We start from the raw sequence: 16,033 nt of genomic DNA, 5'->3' as shown, positions 1-16,033 counted from the left end.
TCATCATTTCCAGACGGGTCCTTGCGGATCGCGCCGGGTTGGATCTAGAATAAAATTGCTTGCAATGCCCAAGGAATAGGCAGGAACTCCGCGATGATCCAGTTCATCTGGGTAGGAATTTTACCGGCCTGCCTCGTCGCCCTCTTCCTCATTCTCCGCCGCCCTGCGCGGCAATTCGCCGAGGAAATGCACGTCGACCATGCGCGGGACCTGTTCCGTCAACAGCGCGAGTGGCTCGAGGCCAGGTTTCTCACTGCGCTCGGCAAGGTCGATCCCATCGAGGGACTGCGGTGGGAAGAGGCGCATTGGCACGACGAAGTCCTCTGGGCACGCGACCGGCAGACTCGCAGGCTGCTCGCCCTGATCGGCGTCCATTTCGAGGCGAGCCCTTTTGAGGTGTCGCCCGACCCGGCCCCACGACATGCGACGGCCCTGTTTGAGTTCCGAAAAGGGCGCTGGTTTGCCGAAGGGAAACGCCTCGACGAGCTCCGTCCCGACGAGGCGGTCCGACGAAACCAGCGATTCGAACCGGTCGTACTTCATCCTCGCCGTGGTTTCTGAAGCGGACGACGGCCGGTCGATCCGGTCTCACTCGCGGATCTTCGCCTTCATCGCAGAGCGCACTTCCAAGAAGGCGTCGAGCGAGAAATTGTCCGAGCGGCAAGCGTCAAGCAACGGCCGCTCCAGGCGTTCCACCTCGGCACAGGCCTCGGCGAGTTGCCCTGCGATCGCGAGCGGGATGATGCAAACCCCGTGCTTGTCGGCGTGGATCAGGTCGCCGGGCTGGATCTCGACGCCCGCCAGTTTGACCGGTTGGCCGAAGGAGACGAGCCGGACGTAGGCGTGGCTCACGCAAGGGTTAAGCCCAAAGAGCTGGAACCCCATCTCCCTGACCTCGTCAAGGTCACGCGGGCAGCCGTCGGTAATGTGCCCGATGCACCCGAGCTTCTTGTGAATCGTCGAGTTGATCTCACCGAACTGCGCCCCGAGGCCCGGCGGGTTATCGACATCCTGGCCCACCGCGATCTTAGGGCCGGGCTGTGCGGCCACATAGCGCAGGTAGTCGTCAGTCAGGTCGGGGGAGGGATCGGGCGAATACGACGCCTCAGTCTGGGAGGTCACGGCATAGCCGACGATCGGCCCCAGGTCGGGAAAGAGGCAGCGAATCTGGTGAGGGAGGAAGCCGAGATGGCGCGGGCGGAGGTTGAAGATCTCGATCGCGTTGGAGATCGTGGGGGTGTTGTAGCGGCGGAGCGCGGCGAGCTGATCTTCGGTCAGTATCTCGGTGGGCGTGGGCATGAACGAAAGTCTCCGACCTCGGTTGAAGGGCGATGAGGCGCCTGGAGTGGAAGCCTACACCATCGTCTTGGGGGGATGGAACTTGATTGGGGACTGGGCTCGAGGCAGAGTGTTTTCCCCTCTGCCCCAGCCTTCATTTCATCGGGCAGGGGATATTGGCCCCTTCAACTCCCAGCGCTCGTTGAAGAAGTCGGCGGCGACCACGGAACCGGGCGTCCGCGAGTTGGGCGGAGTCTCCAGGTTGATGACCGCCCAGTCGGGCAGCTTGGGGACTTGGCGGGCATTATTCAGGTAATCGTATTCGCGGTAGGTGAAACCGCTGTTCAACACCACATAACGACGCGCGTTGAGCGGGTTGGGAGCAATCAGGACCAGCCCATGATTCTCCGAGGAGAACTCACGGTCACCGGCTCTGATTTTCTCGTGAGTCCAGGGGATTGGCAAGCGGTCGGCGATCCGAGTCAGTACCGAGTTCGTCGTCGGGTCGCCCCAGAGGACAAGGTTCGCAGATGCAATGTCGGCCTCGCTGACGTCGACATCATTCTTCACACGAGGCTCTCCGCGAAACTGCCTCCGCCAGTGCTCGATGGCATGTGCCGCCTCCTGACCGGCCCATTCGTTGAATCGAGGGTTCCCCCCCTTGCCGGTGGGAAGGACGAAAACGAATGAGTCCATGAACGCATCGTCAATCGGACCTTGCAGGTCGTGTCGCTTGCGTAGTTCTTGATCCGAAGAAGAACCGACTTTCCAGCCGTCCCCTTTCCGTTCCAGCCGGCAGACCCAGGACCGATCGGAGAGAGGTCGCCCGCCATCTAGCCTGGCGCCGTCGATCGTGACCTCGACCGGTGATGTGATCCGGAACGGAGCCCAGCCGGGGGGGAACTCCAGCGTGAGCGAATCGACGTTCTCGGTCTTGACGGCCACCGCCTGATCGCCCAGCGACGCGTGAACCCGCGCCCGTTTCCAATGCTCGCCCAGGCCGTCAATCGACAGCCAGTGCATCCTGTTGTACTTGAGCGTGTATGCAACGAGCGTGACTTCCGAAGGGACTTTCTGCCGCCCTCGGGCCGCCAGGCTTTCCATCCGCCGATCGACCTCGCGCTTCGCGTCGGGGTGGTAAGCGTGCTTCGTCTGGGGGCCGATGATATGAACCAGCTCGATGCCTTCTTCTTTCAAGGCCTCGGCCATCACGTCGGCTGCCTGCTTCTGACTATCCAGTTCGCCGCTATAGGCGACGGTCGGGCACGCGATCAAATTCGCCGCGTAATCGGTGCAGTCGTAGAGATGCCAGAGCGTCTTCTCGTATGAAGTCGGTGCCAGCGACTCTTGCTGAAACACCTTCAGGAACCGGGGCGTCTCCGAGAATCCCGCGCCCGGGTTGGCGGCGAACCAACGGTCTGGGTAATGAACCGCGAATTGCCAGGCCGCCGCGCCTCCCATCGAGAAGCCGCGAACCGAGATCCGATCCTCGTCGACCCGATAGCGCTGCTTGACCGATTCGAGGGCCTCGAGGACGTCCACCTCGCCGGCAAACTTGAAGGCATTACAGTAACGGCCGTAGGGATGGAGCACGATCGTATCAGCCGGCGTGAACTGCCCCGCCTGGTGACTGTGCAGATCGAGGAAGTTGACTTCGCTCAGCGTCTCATTGCGGCCGCCGAACCAGACGTCGAGCCGATGCTCGGGACGCTCGTTACCGCGCTTCGACTCCGGCACGACCAACCCATAAGGCTGAACTGATCCATCAATCTTTGAGACGTAGCCCCGTACGACGAGACCGGTCTGAGCGGCCCAAGGCGCTTGCTTCCGGCTCAATTGCTCGGCGCGTTTCTGACCTTCCTTGAGGAGTTCCTTCGCCTTGGCGATCTCTTTCACATCAAAAAATTCCTCATATTTCAAAGCATCGTGAACTGCTCTCTGATAGATTTGAACGTCGGGGATCAGCTCAAGGGTCCAAGCATCGCGGCTTCCTTTGAGCTTCTCGATCGCCGCCTCAAGGTTGTTCAAGCCCGTTTCGAGTATTTCGCGATCGGCAAGCGGGACCTCGATGCCGGGCTTCGGTACTCGGCGAACCGCGTCTGGCTGGTTGTCCTTGGGGCCGTCGGCCCCCGCGAACGTCGCGTTCAAGATGACGAGGATTGCGGCAAGTCTTATTCGAGGCAGCATTCTTCTCGATCCTCTCGTTGATTTCGACGAACTCAGACGTCCAGACCGACCGCGCGCATCAGTGCCAGCGCATTGCTCTTGCGGACCACCCCCGGACGCATCAGGTAGTCGAAGTGCAGCGTTCCGTTTTCGAAGTGATCCACGAAGTGGACGTTTTTCGCGATCGTTCCCAGCCGATCGGCAATCTCGGCCAGGGCCAAGTCGTGCGTCGTGACCAGCCCAATAGCCCCGCGACCAATCAAGCCTCGAATCACCGATTCGCCGCCGACGCTTCGATCGTGCGAGTTCGTGCCGTTCAGAATCTCATCGATCAGGAAGAGCAAGGGAATCGACCCGCGCGAGAGGTCGACCAACTGCCGTAACCGAGTGATCTCGGCGTAGAACCGGGACCGACCCGCCTGGAGTGAATCCTGCACCCGAAGCGTGGCGCCGATCGCCAATGGCGAAAGCGTCAGCTTGCGTGCGCAAACCGGTGACCCGGCCAGTGCAAGGACCGTGTTGATCCCGACCGAACGGAGCAAGGTGCTCTTGCCCGACATGTTCGACCCACTCACCACGAGCACCTGCAAATCCCCCCCGAGGGCAACGTCATTGCGCACGAGGACCTTCTCGGAAAGTAGGGGATGCCCCAGGTCGAGCGCCTCGAAGCGGGCGCCCTCCGTCAGGATCGTTGGGAAGACGTCGGTCGGATTCTCCCAGGCATAGGCCGCAAGAGCGCACAAGGCCTCGAACTCGCCCACCGCCGCGAGCCAGCCCGCGATGGCAGGGCCCGACTTGGCTCGCCAGGAGTCGATCCGGATCGCCAGTTGTAACGACCAGAGGGCAATCGCCGCGAACGGCAGGAAGAGTTGATTCTTCTGGGCGTCGAGGAGTTGTAGGAGCCGAGCCAGCCTCGCGATTTGGCGAGACGCGGGCACACCGTCGCGCTGGAGTTGCGCCTGGAGCCGCCGAAGCGCTTGCGCCTGGAAAGTCTCCCGCTCAAGTCGTTCCAAAAGATGTGAGAGCAGCACCAACTCCTGCGCTCGCCGATCGAGAGGAGCGAGCACGCGATGCACCGATCCCGACATCTTCCACGCAAATAGCAGTTCCAGGATCACGAGCACAAAGAAGGGGACCGGACCAAGATTGATGAGTTCCCAGGCGATCAGAGCGGCCACCGTGGTTGCCGAGAGGAAACCGGCGGCGATCGGGAGCAGTCGTCCCGAGAAGACTCGAGGAGTCTTCCCCCAGGCAGCCAGCGCCTCCGGGTCGATCCCGGCACGGACGTCAGCTCCAAGCAATTCGATATCCTCACGGAGATCGACCTGGGCTCGCAGTTCGGCGACCGCCGCCTGACGTTCAAGCACGACCACAGGCGGCGCGGGAGCCAGCAGCCAGGCGGCCAGCGTATCTTCCCCCGAGCGGGTCCGAGCCGTGCAGAGACGCTCGAACATCGAGCCGACACCGAACAGATCCAGGTCCGCGGCGTAGGGATGTTCCGGATCGAGGAACCGATTCCCCGGCTCCCCCTTGCCCGCCCACAGATTCTCAACCCGCGCGATCCCCTTCTCGTAAAATTCGACCGCCCTGCCCGCTCGGTGGCTCAGTTGAGCGAGACGAGCATGGATGAGAAGCAGGAACAGAAACAAAACAACAGGGAGAGCGACCCAGGCCCCGGCGATCCGTCCCGCTCCAAAGGCGATCCCCGCCAGGACGATCCCCGCGATAAAGACGAGCAGTCTCGTCTCGGTGATCACGCGCTCTCGGAATGTAAATCGCGATCGAGTCGCGCGCCGAGCTTCGAGCCGACGGGTGTAATCAAGACGAACTCCCTCCTGGGATGGTGACTCCACTTCCTCCACGAAACGCCTCACAACGGGGAATGACCGGCTCGCTGAGTCGGGTCTGAACGGTTCAAAAAAACGGAATCCACGTCGCCAATGCACGAGCAAACCGAAGTCAACCCGGCCAGCCACTGCACAGTAACCGACATCGAACGGGTGCTCAAGTCGCCGGGAACGCAAACAGACAAGAGGATCGCACGCGACATCGGGGCGTCAAGCTCACCTCAAGGCTTGAACTTGGCGGATCGTTGAGTTGATTTCAGAACGAACATTCACCAGACCCTGCATGCGAAATTATTCGAATAAAATAAGCAGAGACGCTCAATCCCACTCCAGTATGCCCTCTCGCTGACTCGCTCTATATTTGTTGAATTCATCCCCAGCGGGGCGTTACCCCAAGCTGGCCTTGAGCACTCCATTGGGGATGAAGAGAAATCAATCCATAAATTTGGTTTCTTTCATGCAATTCAAGCGAAAATTCGGCACAAACCACCACCAGACTCAGTGATCCCAATCTTGCTCAGAAAAAAAAAAGCGGAGCGGGTATGCATCCACTCAAAATGCCCTGGGTGGCTTTACGTGGGCGACTTCGGCGGAAACACTCCCGAATTGGTTAGCCAAGAGCTCTCGATATTCCCAGAGCAACGCCTCCCAGGCTTCTTGCTGGTCAAATTCACGAACGATCCGCTCTCGCCCCGCGCGTCCATGCTCTTGACAGAGTCGAGGGTTGTCCATGTAAGCCACTATCGCCTTGGTCAGGGCAGGTGCGTCGTGGGAAGGCACAAGTGTCCCGGTCACGCCATCTTCGACCGCGTCGACACAGCCGGTCACCGCAGTTGCAACCACGGGCAGTCCCATTGCCGCAGCTTCCAGCAAGACATAGCCGAGTCCCTCTCGGTAGCTCGGTAGGGTGAGAAGGTCCATCGCCGCGTAGTAGGGCGGAATGTCATCCACCCAACCGGCGATCAGGTGAACCCTCGGGTCACCGGCTAGCTCGGCTTGGATCGCTCCCGGAATGGAGTCCTCGGGTTCGAAAGGCCCGGCGATGATGAGATGCAAATCCGGGTAGCTTTGTCGCAGGTCCCGCCAGGCCACCGCCAACTCCACCACCCCTTTATCGAGGACGACCCGGCCGATATAGCCCAAGACGCGGGCATTGAGCGGAATGCCGAGCGCCTCGCGCATCCTCGCACCGGCCTCGCGGCCCACGAGAGCCGGGTTAAACCGGATGGCCGAGTCGAGCCCGTTAATCGACCCACGGGCGAGCACCCGGGCCTTGTCGGCCGGGAAAAGTCGCTGGTCGAGAGCGGCCCGGCGTACCGAGTCACTGACGCAGAGTACCCGGTGGGCCAGCCTTCCCGTGAGTTGTCCGCTCCACTGCAAGAGGCGTTTGTAGACCCGGCCCGCAGTCATGCGGGGCAAACCGTGAAGGTGGTAGATCCGCACCGGCACGCCACTCAACCAGGCGGCGGTCATCCCGACGATTCCTCCCTTCGGGGTGTGCGCGTGGACGATTGTCGGCCGCAGTCGCCTGAGCAGCCGCCACAGTTGGTAGACTGTGGCCAGGTCGTGTAGCGGCGTAATCGTCCTGGTCATTCCCACCGCGTATACCTGGACCCCCTCTCGTCTACCGAACTCGACCAAGTCGTCGCCGGCCGGCGAGACGGCTTCAAACTCGAACCCGTGCTTACGAAAGAATTCCGGTTGTCCCCGAAAGTGATTAAGGAACATCGCCGTGTTGGTGATATGAACGACGCGGAGCGTCGATGGGTCGTGGTGCATTGGTGGTTCGATTTGGTCGAGAGGAGCGGAACCTCAATGGAGCGATCGCGGTTCCTGCCTCGCTACTGCCAGTCGACGGTCGATTCGGAATATCTTCGAAGAGGCAAACCGCCGAAACAAGGCAATTCCTAACAACGTCCTGGGCGATCGATTCTTCGGTGGCGAGCCCAAAGCATACCGAAAATCGTTTGCTATGGTCGTTTTCATCCAAGACAATTGTGCTTCGTCAATTTGTGCAAGTCAATGGCATCGACCAGGACACCTAAAATCCATTTCATTCAATGCACAATTTTCCAATCTCCCTGTTTTTCCCAGAATCAACACGAGCCAAAATCCCATGAAAACCCACAAGAATTCCGAAATTAACAAACAACAAATAATGCATAACGCGACAAAGACCGATCCTTGCCCACAAACGGGATCATCACGACGATCGATCGCAATATTTTTCATGATAATTTATGGCATAATTGTTATTTTTCTAACGCTTGTGTTTTTCAGGCATACTAAATTTCAGCCGGCGAATTTGGTCCCTTTCCGAACAATCACGCAGGATATCCGTTCGGGAGGATGGTCGATCCTTGTCAACCTCCTCGGCAACATCGGTCTATTTCTTCCAGCAGGGTTTCTCTTGCCCCTGGCACGTCGGGGAACAACTTCCTCTTGGCAGGTCGCTCTATTCTCTGTACTCGCAAGCTACGAGATCGAGACAATCCAGTATATTTCAGGCCGGAGAATGGCTGACGTTGATGACCTCTTGCTGAACACTTCGGGTGGAGTGTTAGGTTATCTGCTTTTACGCGCCTTGCAGAGACTCTCAGGTGGTCGATCCGTGAGAAACATCCGTGGCTGAGGAGAGATTCCGGGATGGTAACGCTGGACGATCGCTGCATTCACGACAAGGTCACTGGCGGTCCTGACCAAACTCCCAATCTCAATACGGATTAAATTCTAATGAAATTCAGATTCTATGCTCTTATTATTTTTACATTTTCGACAATAAACATTTTGTTGCTGATCTATTTATCAGGAACAAATCGGCTAGCAACCAACGACGAGGCACGCAGTATTTCGGCAGGCGTCGCTCAGTGGCACAACGGAGAATTCGGACTGGCGAATGACAACCCACCTTTGGCAAGAATGATAGCAGTGCTGCCACTGCTGCCGCTGAACGTCAAAACCAAGAAAGAAGCACCAGAGACAGGACAATTTGACGATATTGCGGACGCGAGAGAGCGTGAATTGAGTCGCGCAGGAGAGTTCGCCCACCTCAACCCAAAACCGTTCAATCTCGTGCTGCTGGCAAGGATGATCGGCTTCGTATGGTGGCTCCTTGGTGCCCTGATCATATTTCGCTGGTCGGATCAGCTTTATGGCAAGAAGGCGGGGTACTTCGGAGTGACCTTATGGTCTTTCTGCCCCATCGTCCTTGGCTACGAGCAACTGGCGACACCCGAACTGCCCTCGGCGGTCGCCAGTCTCGCAGCAGTCTACGCATTCCGCGGCTATCTCCTTCTCCCTACCTGGAATAGAACTCTCGTGGTTGGCCAGCTACTGGGAGTGGCCCTACTCACCGACTTCACCTCGCTGGCCCTGCTCGTTATTTTTGTCTTCTTGAGCTTCGTATCTCAATCGAGGAGGGCGGACTACCGGTCCCTGCCGTTCAGGCTTCACAACCAAGTCCTCCACAGCGTCTTGTCCATCGGATTGGCCCTCTTGGTCGTCAATATGGGCTATGGCTTCAATCACAGTGGTTCGACCCTCGGCACATTTGGCTTCCCCAACCGTGTGCCCGCCGGTTTCCATGGCACGTGGCTCGGCCGGGTCATCGTGCCCCTGCCAGCCGAATACGTAAAAGGGCTTGTCCGCAGATGGCACGAGTGGGCGAGGCCTCCTCTTATCGACGGTGAGGACAAATGGCCGGTGGAGGTGGGCGGTCGATCGCCCTCGACCGTCGGCGGCGACTTCCCTTTCAGCATCCAGGCAATCCTCTTCGGCTGCCTCATTCTTGCCGCAAGGCGACAACCCGGCAGTCCCCCCTTGGCCGAAGCGCTGACCCTGTGGGTCCCTTTGTTAACGTTCCTGGCGATGAGCACGCGCATGGTCGCTGCACTCCCCCCTGCCTCGGGAACCCTCCTGGCGACACCGTTTGCGATCATCATTACGAGCAAGATCACTCAGTGTTACTCATCGAGACGGCAAATCGTAAGGTGGTTGGCGTTTGGTTTATCCGTTTGGTGTCTGGGGGATTGCGTCAAGTCGACTCACGACCGTTTTTTTTCTCCGAACCGAACAACCCGCTTCCGGCAGGACCTGGTCCGTCAGGGCAGAAAATTGGGACTGGCCGTCCCAGAGCCGAGGACGTCTGTCGGCAGTGGTTCAGAGGAACGCGGGCTCCTCTATCGCACATTCACCGAATCGGAAGGCGACCAGGTCGACTACGCTCTCTATGTGCCGGAAAGTTATCGCGGCGATCGCCCTTTTCCCTTGCTCCTGTTCCTTCACGGCTGGGGAGATCGCAGGAATTCGCCGACGGACCGGATGTACGCCGAGGTCGGCCTGCCCTTCACGCTCAAATATCAATCGATTGACTTCCTCGTCCTCTGCCCGCAAGGCCTCAGTGGATCCTGGCAGGCTGATGGCGACGACGCCCGAAGAGCCCTGGAACTGCTCGCCGCAGTACAGAAGCAATACCGGGTCGACCCGAAGCGGATCTCACTGACTGGCCTCTCCAGTGGTGGTTCGGGGGCGTGGGACCTTGCCGCTCAGAACCCCAACGTTTGGGCTGCGATCGTCCCCGTGGCAAGTTCGTGCGACCCCAACCAGGCTTCTCTGCTCAAGCAGACACCCTGCTGGTGTTTCCACAATCGGTATGACAAGAGCTCCCCCGTCCAAGAACCCCGCGAAATGATCGAGAGACTGAGAAAACTGGGCGGCAGTCCACTCTTTACCGAATTCTCGGACACCAACCACAATGCCGGGGAACGTGCTTTTGTCCTGCCCGAACTGTTTGATTGGTTGTCGCGACAGCGCCTGCCCTGACGCGATATCAGTCCTGACATAGACAGAAAACAAAGCAGACCAAACACAAAACAAATCAACAACATTCAATAATCACAACGACCATCTAATTATCCTGATTCTATGATTCACAAGGGATTGCAAGGCCAAGCTTCCAGGCCATATGGTCACACCCCGGAGATTTCCAGATATCCCTTCCGAATCCTTGATGCCAGGAACCTGTCGCCTGACAGGCGGGATGCCTGAGCCGTGACAGGGCCAACACGCATGTAAATCCCCATCTTTGGCAGAGCGACGCGAAGTAGTATTCGAAGAGGGGGTCGATCGAACGAACACCTTTTTCCAAACTCCGCCCCCGATTTCTCAGAATTCTGGCAGAAGATTTGTCAGGCGGTCCGTGTCGGACTCTCTATTTGATGGAAAAGCATTGGCACAAGGAGGCCACGACACGTGGCCATCGATCGACGTTACCCTGGAATTAGTGCTGGTCATTAACTTCTTGCACCGCTGCCATCAAATTCTTCTCCTCAATCCCATCGCACCGGATTACCGTAATTATTGTCAGCATAATGATTTTCATATCAAGCCAGTGTGACCAGTGGTCTACATACCAGGAGTCGCGGCGAAATTTTTCCTCCCAACTGATGGCGTTTCTTCCGTTGACTTGAGCCCAGCCGGTCATCCCCGGCCGGACCTCATGGCGGTGTGCCTGTTCGGCATTATCGAGAGTGAGGTGGCGGAGGATCTGCGGCCGAGGACCGACCAAGCTCAGATCGCCTCGAATGACATTCCATAGCTGGGGCAGTTCGTCAATGCTCGTCTGGCGTAGGAATCGGCCCAGCCCCATGATCGGCTCGGCATCGGACAGCGACTCGGAATCGGCATGGCGGAGATTTGCCATTGTACGGAACTTGTAGATCGTGAACGGCCTCGCCCGGTATCCCGCCCGCGTCTGGCGGAACAGCACAGGCCGACCCAGCTTCAGGTAGATTGCCAGCGAGACACACACGAATAGGGGCGCGAGTACGATCAAGCCGAGCCATGATGCTGTCAGATCGATGAGTCGCTTCAATGGAGCGTTTACGGACGGATGCACCGAACTGGGTTTGCACATCACGCAACCACCCTGCTCATTTACGTCTACACTTCAAATAAATCCTACCCTAATACGGTTTCGTTCTCCTCCATATGGCCGAATTTGTCAAAGAGATTCTGCGGAACTCTCAGAAGAGTCGCCACCATCGCCGCATCGGTGCTCGCCCCACCGTAGAACGCCCGATTCACCAAGGCGCAAACGCCGCATGGATCAAGGGGTGAACGTCGGGTTCGCCGACGTCTTCCCATCAAATCCTCGGGGCCGGCGTCGATGAGCCAGGAACCAGTCGTATAGTCTCGGCTCGCGGTACGTTGTCGTCCAAGCATCGTGCCCGACCCCCGGATAAATGGTGAGCCGGACCTCGCCCCCTGCTGCTTCCAGCGCCCGAGCCATCGTTTGCGATTCCGCTAACGGGACGATACGGTCCTCCGCCCCGTGGAATCCCCAGGTCGGGACACCGCGCAGCGAACTGGCCCAGGCGATGTCACCGCCGCCGCAGATCGGCGCGATCGCAGCGAACCGCTCCGGGTGGGCCGCTGCCAAGGCCCAGGTGCCGTAACCACCCATACTTAGGCCGGTGAGGTAGACCCGGTCCGTGTCGACGCGATATTGCCCTAAGACTTCATCCAGCAGAGCGTTCAGACCCTCGACATCCCAGCCTCGACCGGGGCTTAGGGGAGCGACGACGATGAACGGAATCTCTCCGCCCCTTTCGAGTCGTTGTGGCAGCCCTTCCGCCTTCACACGGTCAATATCACGTCCCACGGCCCCTGCCCCATGAAGGGCCAGAATCAACGGCCAGCGTTCCGGTGAGCGTTTGTAACCTCTGGGCAAGTAGACGAGATAGTCCAGCCCAGGGCCGGACGAGAGGCCACCGGATGGGGCAGTTACCACGATCGCGTTTTGCCCGACTCGCGACTCATCGATTGCCACACCTAACGCCACAGCGAGGAGCGCTGTCCCGGCCATTCGGCCAGGACGGATGTCGACCCAGGCCGCTTGATCTGGGGCCGGCCGCCAGCGTAAAAGGGCGGAGACGACGAGCAAGTCACCGCAGAGAATCCCCCAGAGCCCGACCGCCACCCGGCCCCAGGCGTACCGCGTGGGGCTGTCCGTGAAAACCCCTGTGATGTCCGTAAGGATGACAGCCAGAAAAACCGCCAAGGCCACCCTCCGGGTCCATTGAGGGGACAATCCTCCTAGGAGCCAGAGACCACCGTAGAGCTCGACCTCGGCGCGGGCCAAGAGGAACCAATCCGTATCTCCAGACGAAGCGGCCAGCGCATGCCCGTCTGCCGCCCCTGCCGCCAAGATGAGCAGACCGAGTGCCGTGGGAACGAAGGGCCAGCGATGGGGTCGTTCGAGAATCATCGTCAATGATGAAAGTGGGGACCGCACGACCCAATCGTTGAGATCTCGAGCTGTCCGGAAAGCAGGTCTGCCCGGTCGGTCGCGGCCTGAAACCGAGCTTCCAAAATGTAAACAATTCCTACGGCATTCGACAAGACTCGCGTCTCTCGGAATCCGCAATTTTTTTGGCATATGACTTGGTTAATAACCCTAATGTTGTCGGCATTCGGTCGGTATACCGTCTTGTTGCTCATATCAGGGCCGCTTGCAATCTCCCCGTACAAAACCACCGTGGTTTCTATAATTTTGAACTTGATCACTGCGAATGGTCGGAATCGGTGGCAAAGTAGGCTCCTCCCCGCCAGGAGGTTATTGTAGAAGTCCCTGGTACTTGGGAATGTAGAGCTTCAGGGTCGTGCCCGATGAAAAGGCGTGGGTTCTCCAGTGGGTGTAAGTCACCATTTCCTGCGAAAGTCAACGCAAATCGCATCAGCCAGATTGACACCCTGTCCCGCCCCGACGAAAACAATTCTTGAGATCGTTACAACCCGCTCTTCCTGGAGGTCATCATCCATGAAGCGTTCACATAGCGGTTTTACCCTGATCGAGTTGTTGGTCGTGATCACGATCATCGCCGGCCTGATCGCCCTTCTGCTCCCTGCGGTTCAAGGAGCCCGCGAGGCGGCCCGTCGCGCCCAATGCACGAACAACCTGAAGCAGATCGGTCTTGCGATCTGCAACTATGAAAGCGTCCACGGCTCTTATCCTCCGGGCCGCAAGGGGTCCTCCTGGGGAACGTGGGTTGTATTCACACTCCCTTACATCGAAAAATTATCGCTCTACAACTCCTGGAATTCCTACGGGAATAACAAGCCGGGGCGGGATGTGAAGGACCTCGATTTTCGCTATTTCGGGGCCGTCAATGTGACGGTAACGGCCACCCGAATTCACACCCTACTTTGCCCAACGGACACACCAAATTCCAACAATACGATAATGAAGATCATTGGAACCAAAGAATACATTTGCACTTATCATAGCTATACGGCAAACTTCGGGAACACCACCTTGTCCCAGCCAGCCCTCTTCAACAGCGTAACCTTCGGCGGGGCACCTTTCTCGGATATCGGCTCACCCACGGTCGACGTTCCCGACATCCAGGCACCGATCCCCAGCAGCGGCCTGGGCGTTTCCCGGGTCGCGAACATTACTGATGGTACAAGTAACACGCTGGCAATCGCGGAAGAGATCAATGGTCAAGGAGAGGACTTCCGCGGGGTCACCTGGTGGGGGGATGCCACGACATTTACTGCTTATCTCACACCGAACAGCACACAGCCTGATGTCACAGACGGCGGCTGCAATTCCCCCTACCCGATGAACCCTCCCTGTGTCCCGAAAACGGGGTTGAACCCACTCCCGTACTATGCAACGCGAAGCCGCCATCCCGGCGGGGTCAATGTGGCGTTGTGCGACGGTAGTGTACGGTTTGTCAAAAACTCGGTCGATCTCGTCACCTGGCGGGCCCTGAGCACCACCCGTGGCAGCGAGGTCATCAGTACCGACGCGTTTTGAATCTCCGCAAGGGATCCCGCGATTTCCCTTTTGGGAAAGAACGGCCTCAAACCTGAGACAGGGCTTCATCGTTTGAACCGCCGTTGTCTCAGTCCTCCTGTCCTGGCTACAATTATCGCGCGCCAGTGACTCCGATGCACACAGGGCGCTCGACGCCCAAGGAAACGCACGATGTCCGTGGATGGCCTTCTCGAAACCCCGCTCCATGCCTGGCATCAGGCTCATCAGGCCCGCCTGGTTGACTTCGCCGGCTGGTCGATGCCTGTCCAGTATACGTCGATCGTCGAGGAACATCAGGCCGTTCGCCAAGGGGTCGGCCTGTTCGATATCAGCCACATGGGCCGGCTGACCTTTAATGGAACCGACGCTGAACGCTGGCTCGATTACGCCACCACAAACCATGTCGCTCGACTGGCGGTCGACCAGATTCAGTATAGCCTGATGGCGAATGGCGGCGGCGGACTGATCGACGACATCCTGGTCTACCGGCTCTCGTCCGGGTATGCCGTCGTCTGCAACGCTTCGAATCGCCTGGCAGTTGTCTCCGAGTTCGAACGACTCAAGGGCGGGTACGACGCCACGCTCCTCGACCGAACCGTGGATACGGCCATGATCGCCGTTCAGGGCCCTCGAGCGTTCGAGACCCTCCAACCGCTGCTCAACGTCCCGCTGTCACCCATCAAGTACTATTCGCTCACGATGGGTCGGCTGCTCGATCGAGTCGATACGGTGGTCAGCCGCACCGGTTATACCGGCGAAGATGGGTTCGAGTTGATCGTACCGGCCAATGAAGCCGAGGCAGTCTGGACCGCCCTGATGGAGGCGGGAAAATCCGCCGGGATCAAGCCTTGCGGCCTGGGAGCGCGTGATACACTCCGGTTTGAGGCCGGCATGCCTCTCTACGGGCACGAGTTGTCGGACGTGACCAACCCGTACGCGTCGGGCGTCGGTTGGGCCGTGAAGCTGGACAAAGGAGAATTCGTCGGCCGCGATGCGCTTCGCGGCTTCAAGACGAAACCGGGACTGGCCCGCGTCGGGCTCCGCCTTGCCGGCAAACGGATCGCCCGCCAAGGGAGCCTGGTTCGCCACGAAGGTGCCGAGATCGGAGTCGTCACGTCCGGCACGTTCTCTCCGACCCTCGAACAGAGCTTGGCCATGGCCCTTATTGACCCGGCGGCCACCACACTCGGGACCAAGCTCGTTGTCGACATCCGCGGCCGCGACGAAACGGCCGAGGTCATCAAGCTCCCCTTCTACAAACGACCCGAGGCCGTTCCGTCTGCCAAGTGAACGGACCGATCCCCTGCCCCTAAGGATTTCTCCGCCATGGATCCGAAGAGTCTGCGCTATTCTCCCAGCCACGAGTGGGTCAGTCTCGAAGGTGAGATTGCGACGATCGGCATCTCGCGCTTCGCCGTCGATCAACTGACCGACCTCATCGTGATCGAGCTCCCCGCGGTCGGTGCCAAACTGACGGCCGGTAAAAGCTTCGGCGAAGTGGAAAGCGTCAAAGCGGTGAGCGACCTCTATGCTCCCGTCAGCGGCGAGGTCGTCGAGGTCAATTCCCAAGTCGCCAGCGATGTTCAACTCCTGGCCCAAGACCCCTACACGGTCGGCTGGTTGATCAAGATTCGGGTCGACGACCCGTCCACCGTCGCCAGCCTGCTGGACCATGCGGCCTACGAGAAGAAAGTGGCCGAGGACGCCCACTGACAACCGGGTTGCCCCATGGTGATGCACTCCGATCCGAGGCATCGCGATGTGATCGGCCGGCGAGAAGTGATCTCGCCAAAAAAAAGGTGAGTTGTCACGTTCCAAGCGATCGAACCCGGGGTGACGATCTCGTCCCCCTTTTTTTCTTTGATTCGTGGATTCTCCCGGGCCAATCTCTGGGAGTGGATTGCAACGGGAGTGGATTGAA

Annotated in this window: 12 protein-coding genes; 6 read left to right on the top strand and 6 right to left on the bottom strand. The window is 58.9% G+C overall.

All coding sequences use genetic code 11. The features are described from left to right. Positions 1–93: 93 nt before the first annotated feature. Complete coding sequence (locus SINAC_RS26190) at positions 94–561, top strand: hypothetical protein (RefSeq protein WP_015248587.1); 468 nt, start codon at positions 94–96, stop codon at positions 559–561. 27 nt (positions 562–588) lie between these two features. Here the strand turns inward: SINAC_RS26190 and SINAC_RS26185 are convergent, their stop codons facing one another. The 4 genes from SINAC_RS26185 to SINAC_RS26170 all read right to left on the bottom strand — a co-directional run bounded on the left by SINAC_RS26185 (position 589) and on the right by SINAC_RS26170 (position 7,070). Continuing rightward, positions 589–1,299, bottom strand: a complete 711-nt coding sequence (locus SINAC_RS26185; protein WP_015248586.1) for an RraA family protein — start codon at positions 1,297–1,299, stop codon at positions 589–591. 138 nt (positions 1,300–1,437) lie between these two features. After that, positions 1,438–3,465 carry a prolyl oligopeptidase family serine peptidase gene (locus SINAC_RS26180; RefSeq protein ID WP_015248585.1) on the bottom strand — a complete coding sequence of 676 codons (2,028 nt, stop codon included), beginning with the start codon at positions 3,463–3,465 and terminating at the stop codon, positions 1,438–1,440. A gap of 32 nt (positions 3,466–3,497) precedes the next feature. Next, positions 3,498–5,201 carry a MutS-related protein gene (locus SINAC_RS26175; protein WP_020466815.1) on the bottom strand — a complete coding sequence of 568 codons (1,704 nt, stop codon included), beginning with the start codon at positions 5,199–5,201 and terminating at the stop codon, positions 3,498–3,500. Between the two features lie 642 nt (positions 5,202–5,843). Next, complete coding sequence (locus SINAC_RS26170) at positions 5,844–7,070, bottom strand: glycosyltransferase family 4 protein (protein WP_015248583.1); 1,227 nt, start codon at positions 7,068–7,070, stop codon at positions 5,844–5,846. Positions 7,071–7,263: 193 nt separating this feature from the next. Here SINAC_RS26170 and SINAC_RS41975 point away from each other — a divergent pair, with 193 nt between their 5' ends. Beyond that, positions 7,264–7,923, top strand: coding sequence for a VanZ family protein (locus tag SINAC_RS41975; protein ID WP_015248582.1), 660 nt, complete (start codon positions 7,264–7,266; stop codon positions 7,921–7,923). 389 nt (positions 7,924–8,312) lie between these two features. Further along, on the top strand, positions 8,313–10,112 hold the full coding sequence (locus tag SINAC_RS26165) for an alpha/beta hydrolase-fold protein (protein ID WP_161625830.1): 1,800 nt from the start codon (positions 8,313–8,315) through the stop codon (positions 10,110–10,112). Positions 10,113–10,569: 457 nt separating this feature from the next. On the opposite strand, the gene SINAC_RS26160 is transcribed toward SINAC_RS26165, so the two are convergent. Both SINAC_RS26160 and SINAC_RS26155 read right to left on the bottom strand, forming a co-directional pair. After that, positions 10,570–11,205, bottom strand: coding sequence for a sugar transferase (locus tag SINAC_RS26160; protein ID WP_015248580.1), 636 nt, complete (start codon positions 11,203–11,205; stop codon positions 10,570–10,572). Positions 11,206–11,397: 192 nt separating this feature from the next. Next, a complete protein-coding gene (locus tag SINAC_RS26155; protein ID WP_237722756.1) occupies positions 11,398–12,585 on the bottom strand; it encodes a carboxylesterase family protein in 1,188 nt (395 codons plus the stop codon). 525 nt (positions 12,586–13,110) lie between these two features. Between SINAC_RS26155 and SINAC_RS26145 the strand changes: the two genes are divergently transcribed. The 3 genes from SINAC_RS26145 to gcvH all read left to right on the top strand — a co-directional run bounded on the left by SINAC_RS26145 (position 13,111) and on the right by gcvH (position 15,825). Then, positions 13,111–14,112, top strand: a complete 1,002-nt coding sequence (locus SINAC_RS26145; protein WP_015248577.1) for a DUF1559 domain-containing protein — start codon at positions 13,111–13,113, stop codon at positions 14,110–14,112. Positions 14,113–14,283: 171 nt separating this feature from the next. Next, the gene (gcvT, locus tag SINAC_RS26140; protein WP_015248576.1) at positions 14,284–15,402 is read left to right on the top strand and encodes a glycine cleavage system aminomethyltransferase GcvT; all 1,119 of its coding nucleotides are present in this window, start codon (positions 14,284–14,286) and stop codon (positions 15,400–15,402) included. A gap of 36 nt (positions 15,403–15,438) precedes the next feature. Continuing rightward, positions 15,439–15,825, top strand: a complete 387-nt coding sequence (gcvH, locus tag SINAC_RS26135; protein WP_015248575.1) for a glycine cleavage system protein GcvH — start codon at positions 15,439–15,441, stop codon at positions 15,823–15,825. The last annotated feature ends 208 nt before the right edge of the window (positions 15,826–16,033 follow it).

Origin of the sequence: Singulisphaera acidiphila DSM 18658 (assembly GCF_000242455.2) — a bacterium.
Classification (GTDB): domain Bacteria; phylum Planctomycetota; class Planctomycetia; order Isosphaerales; family Isosphaeraceae; genus Singulisphaera; species Singulisphaera acidiphila.
This window is presented reverse-complemented; position numbering and strand designations above follow the sequence as displayed.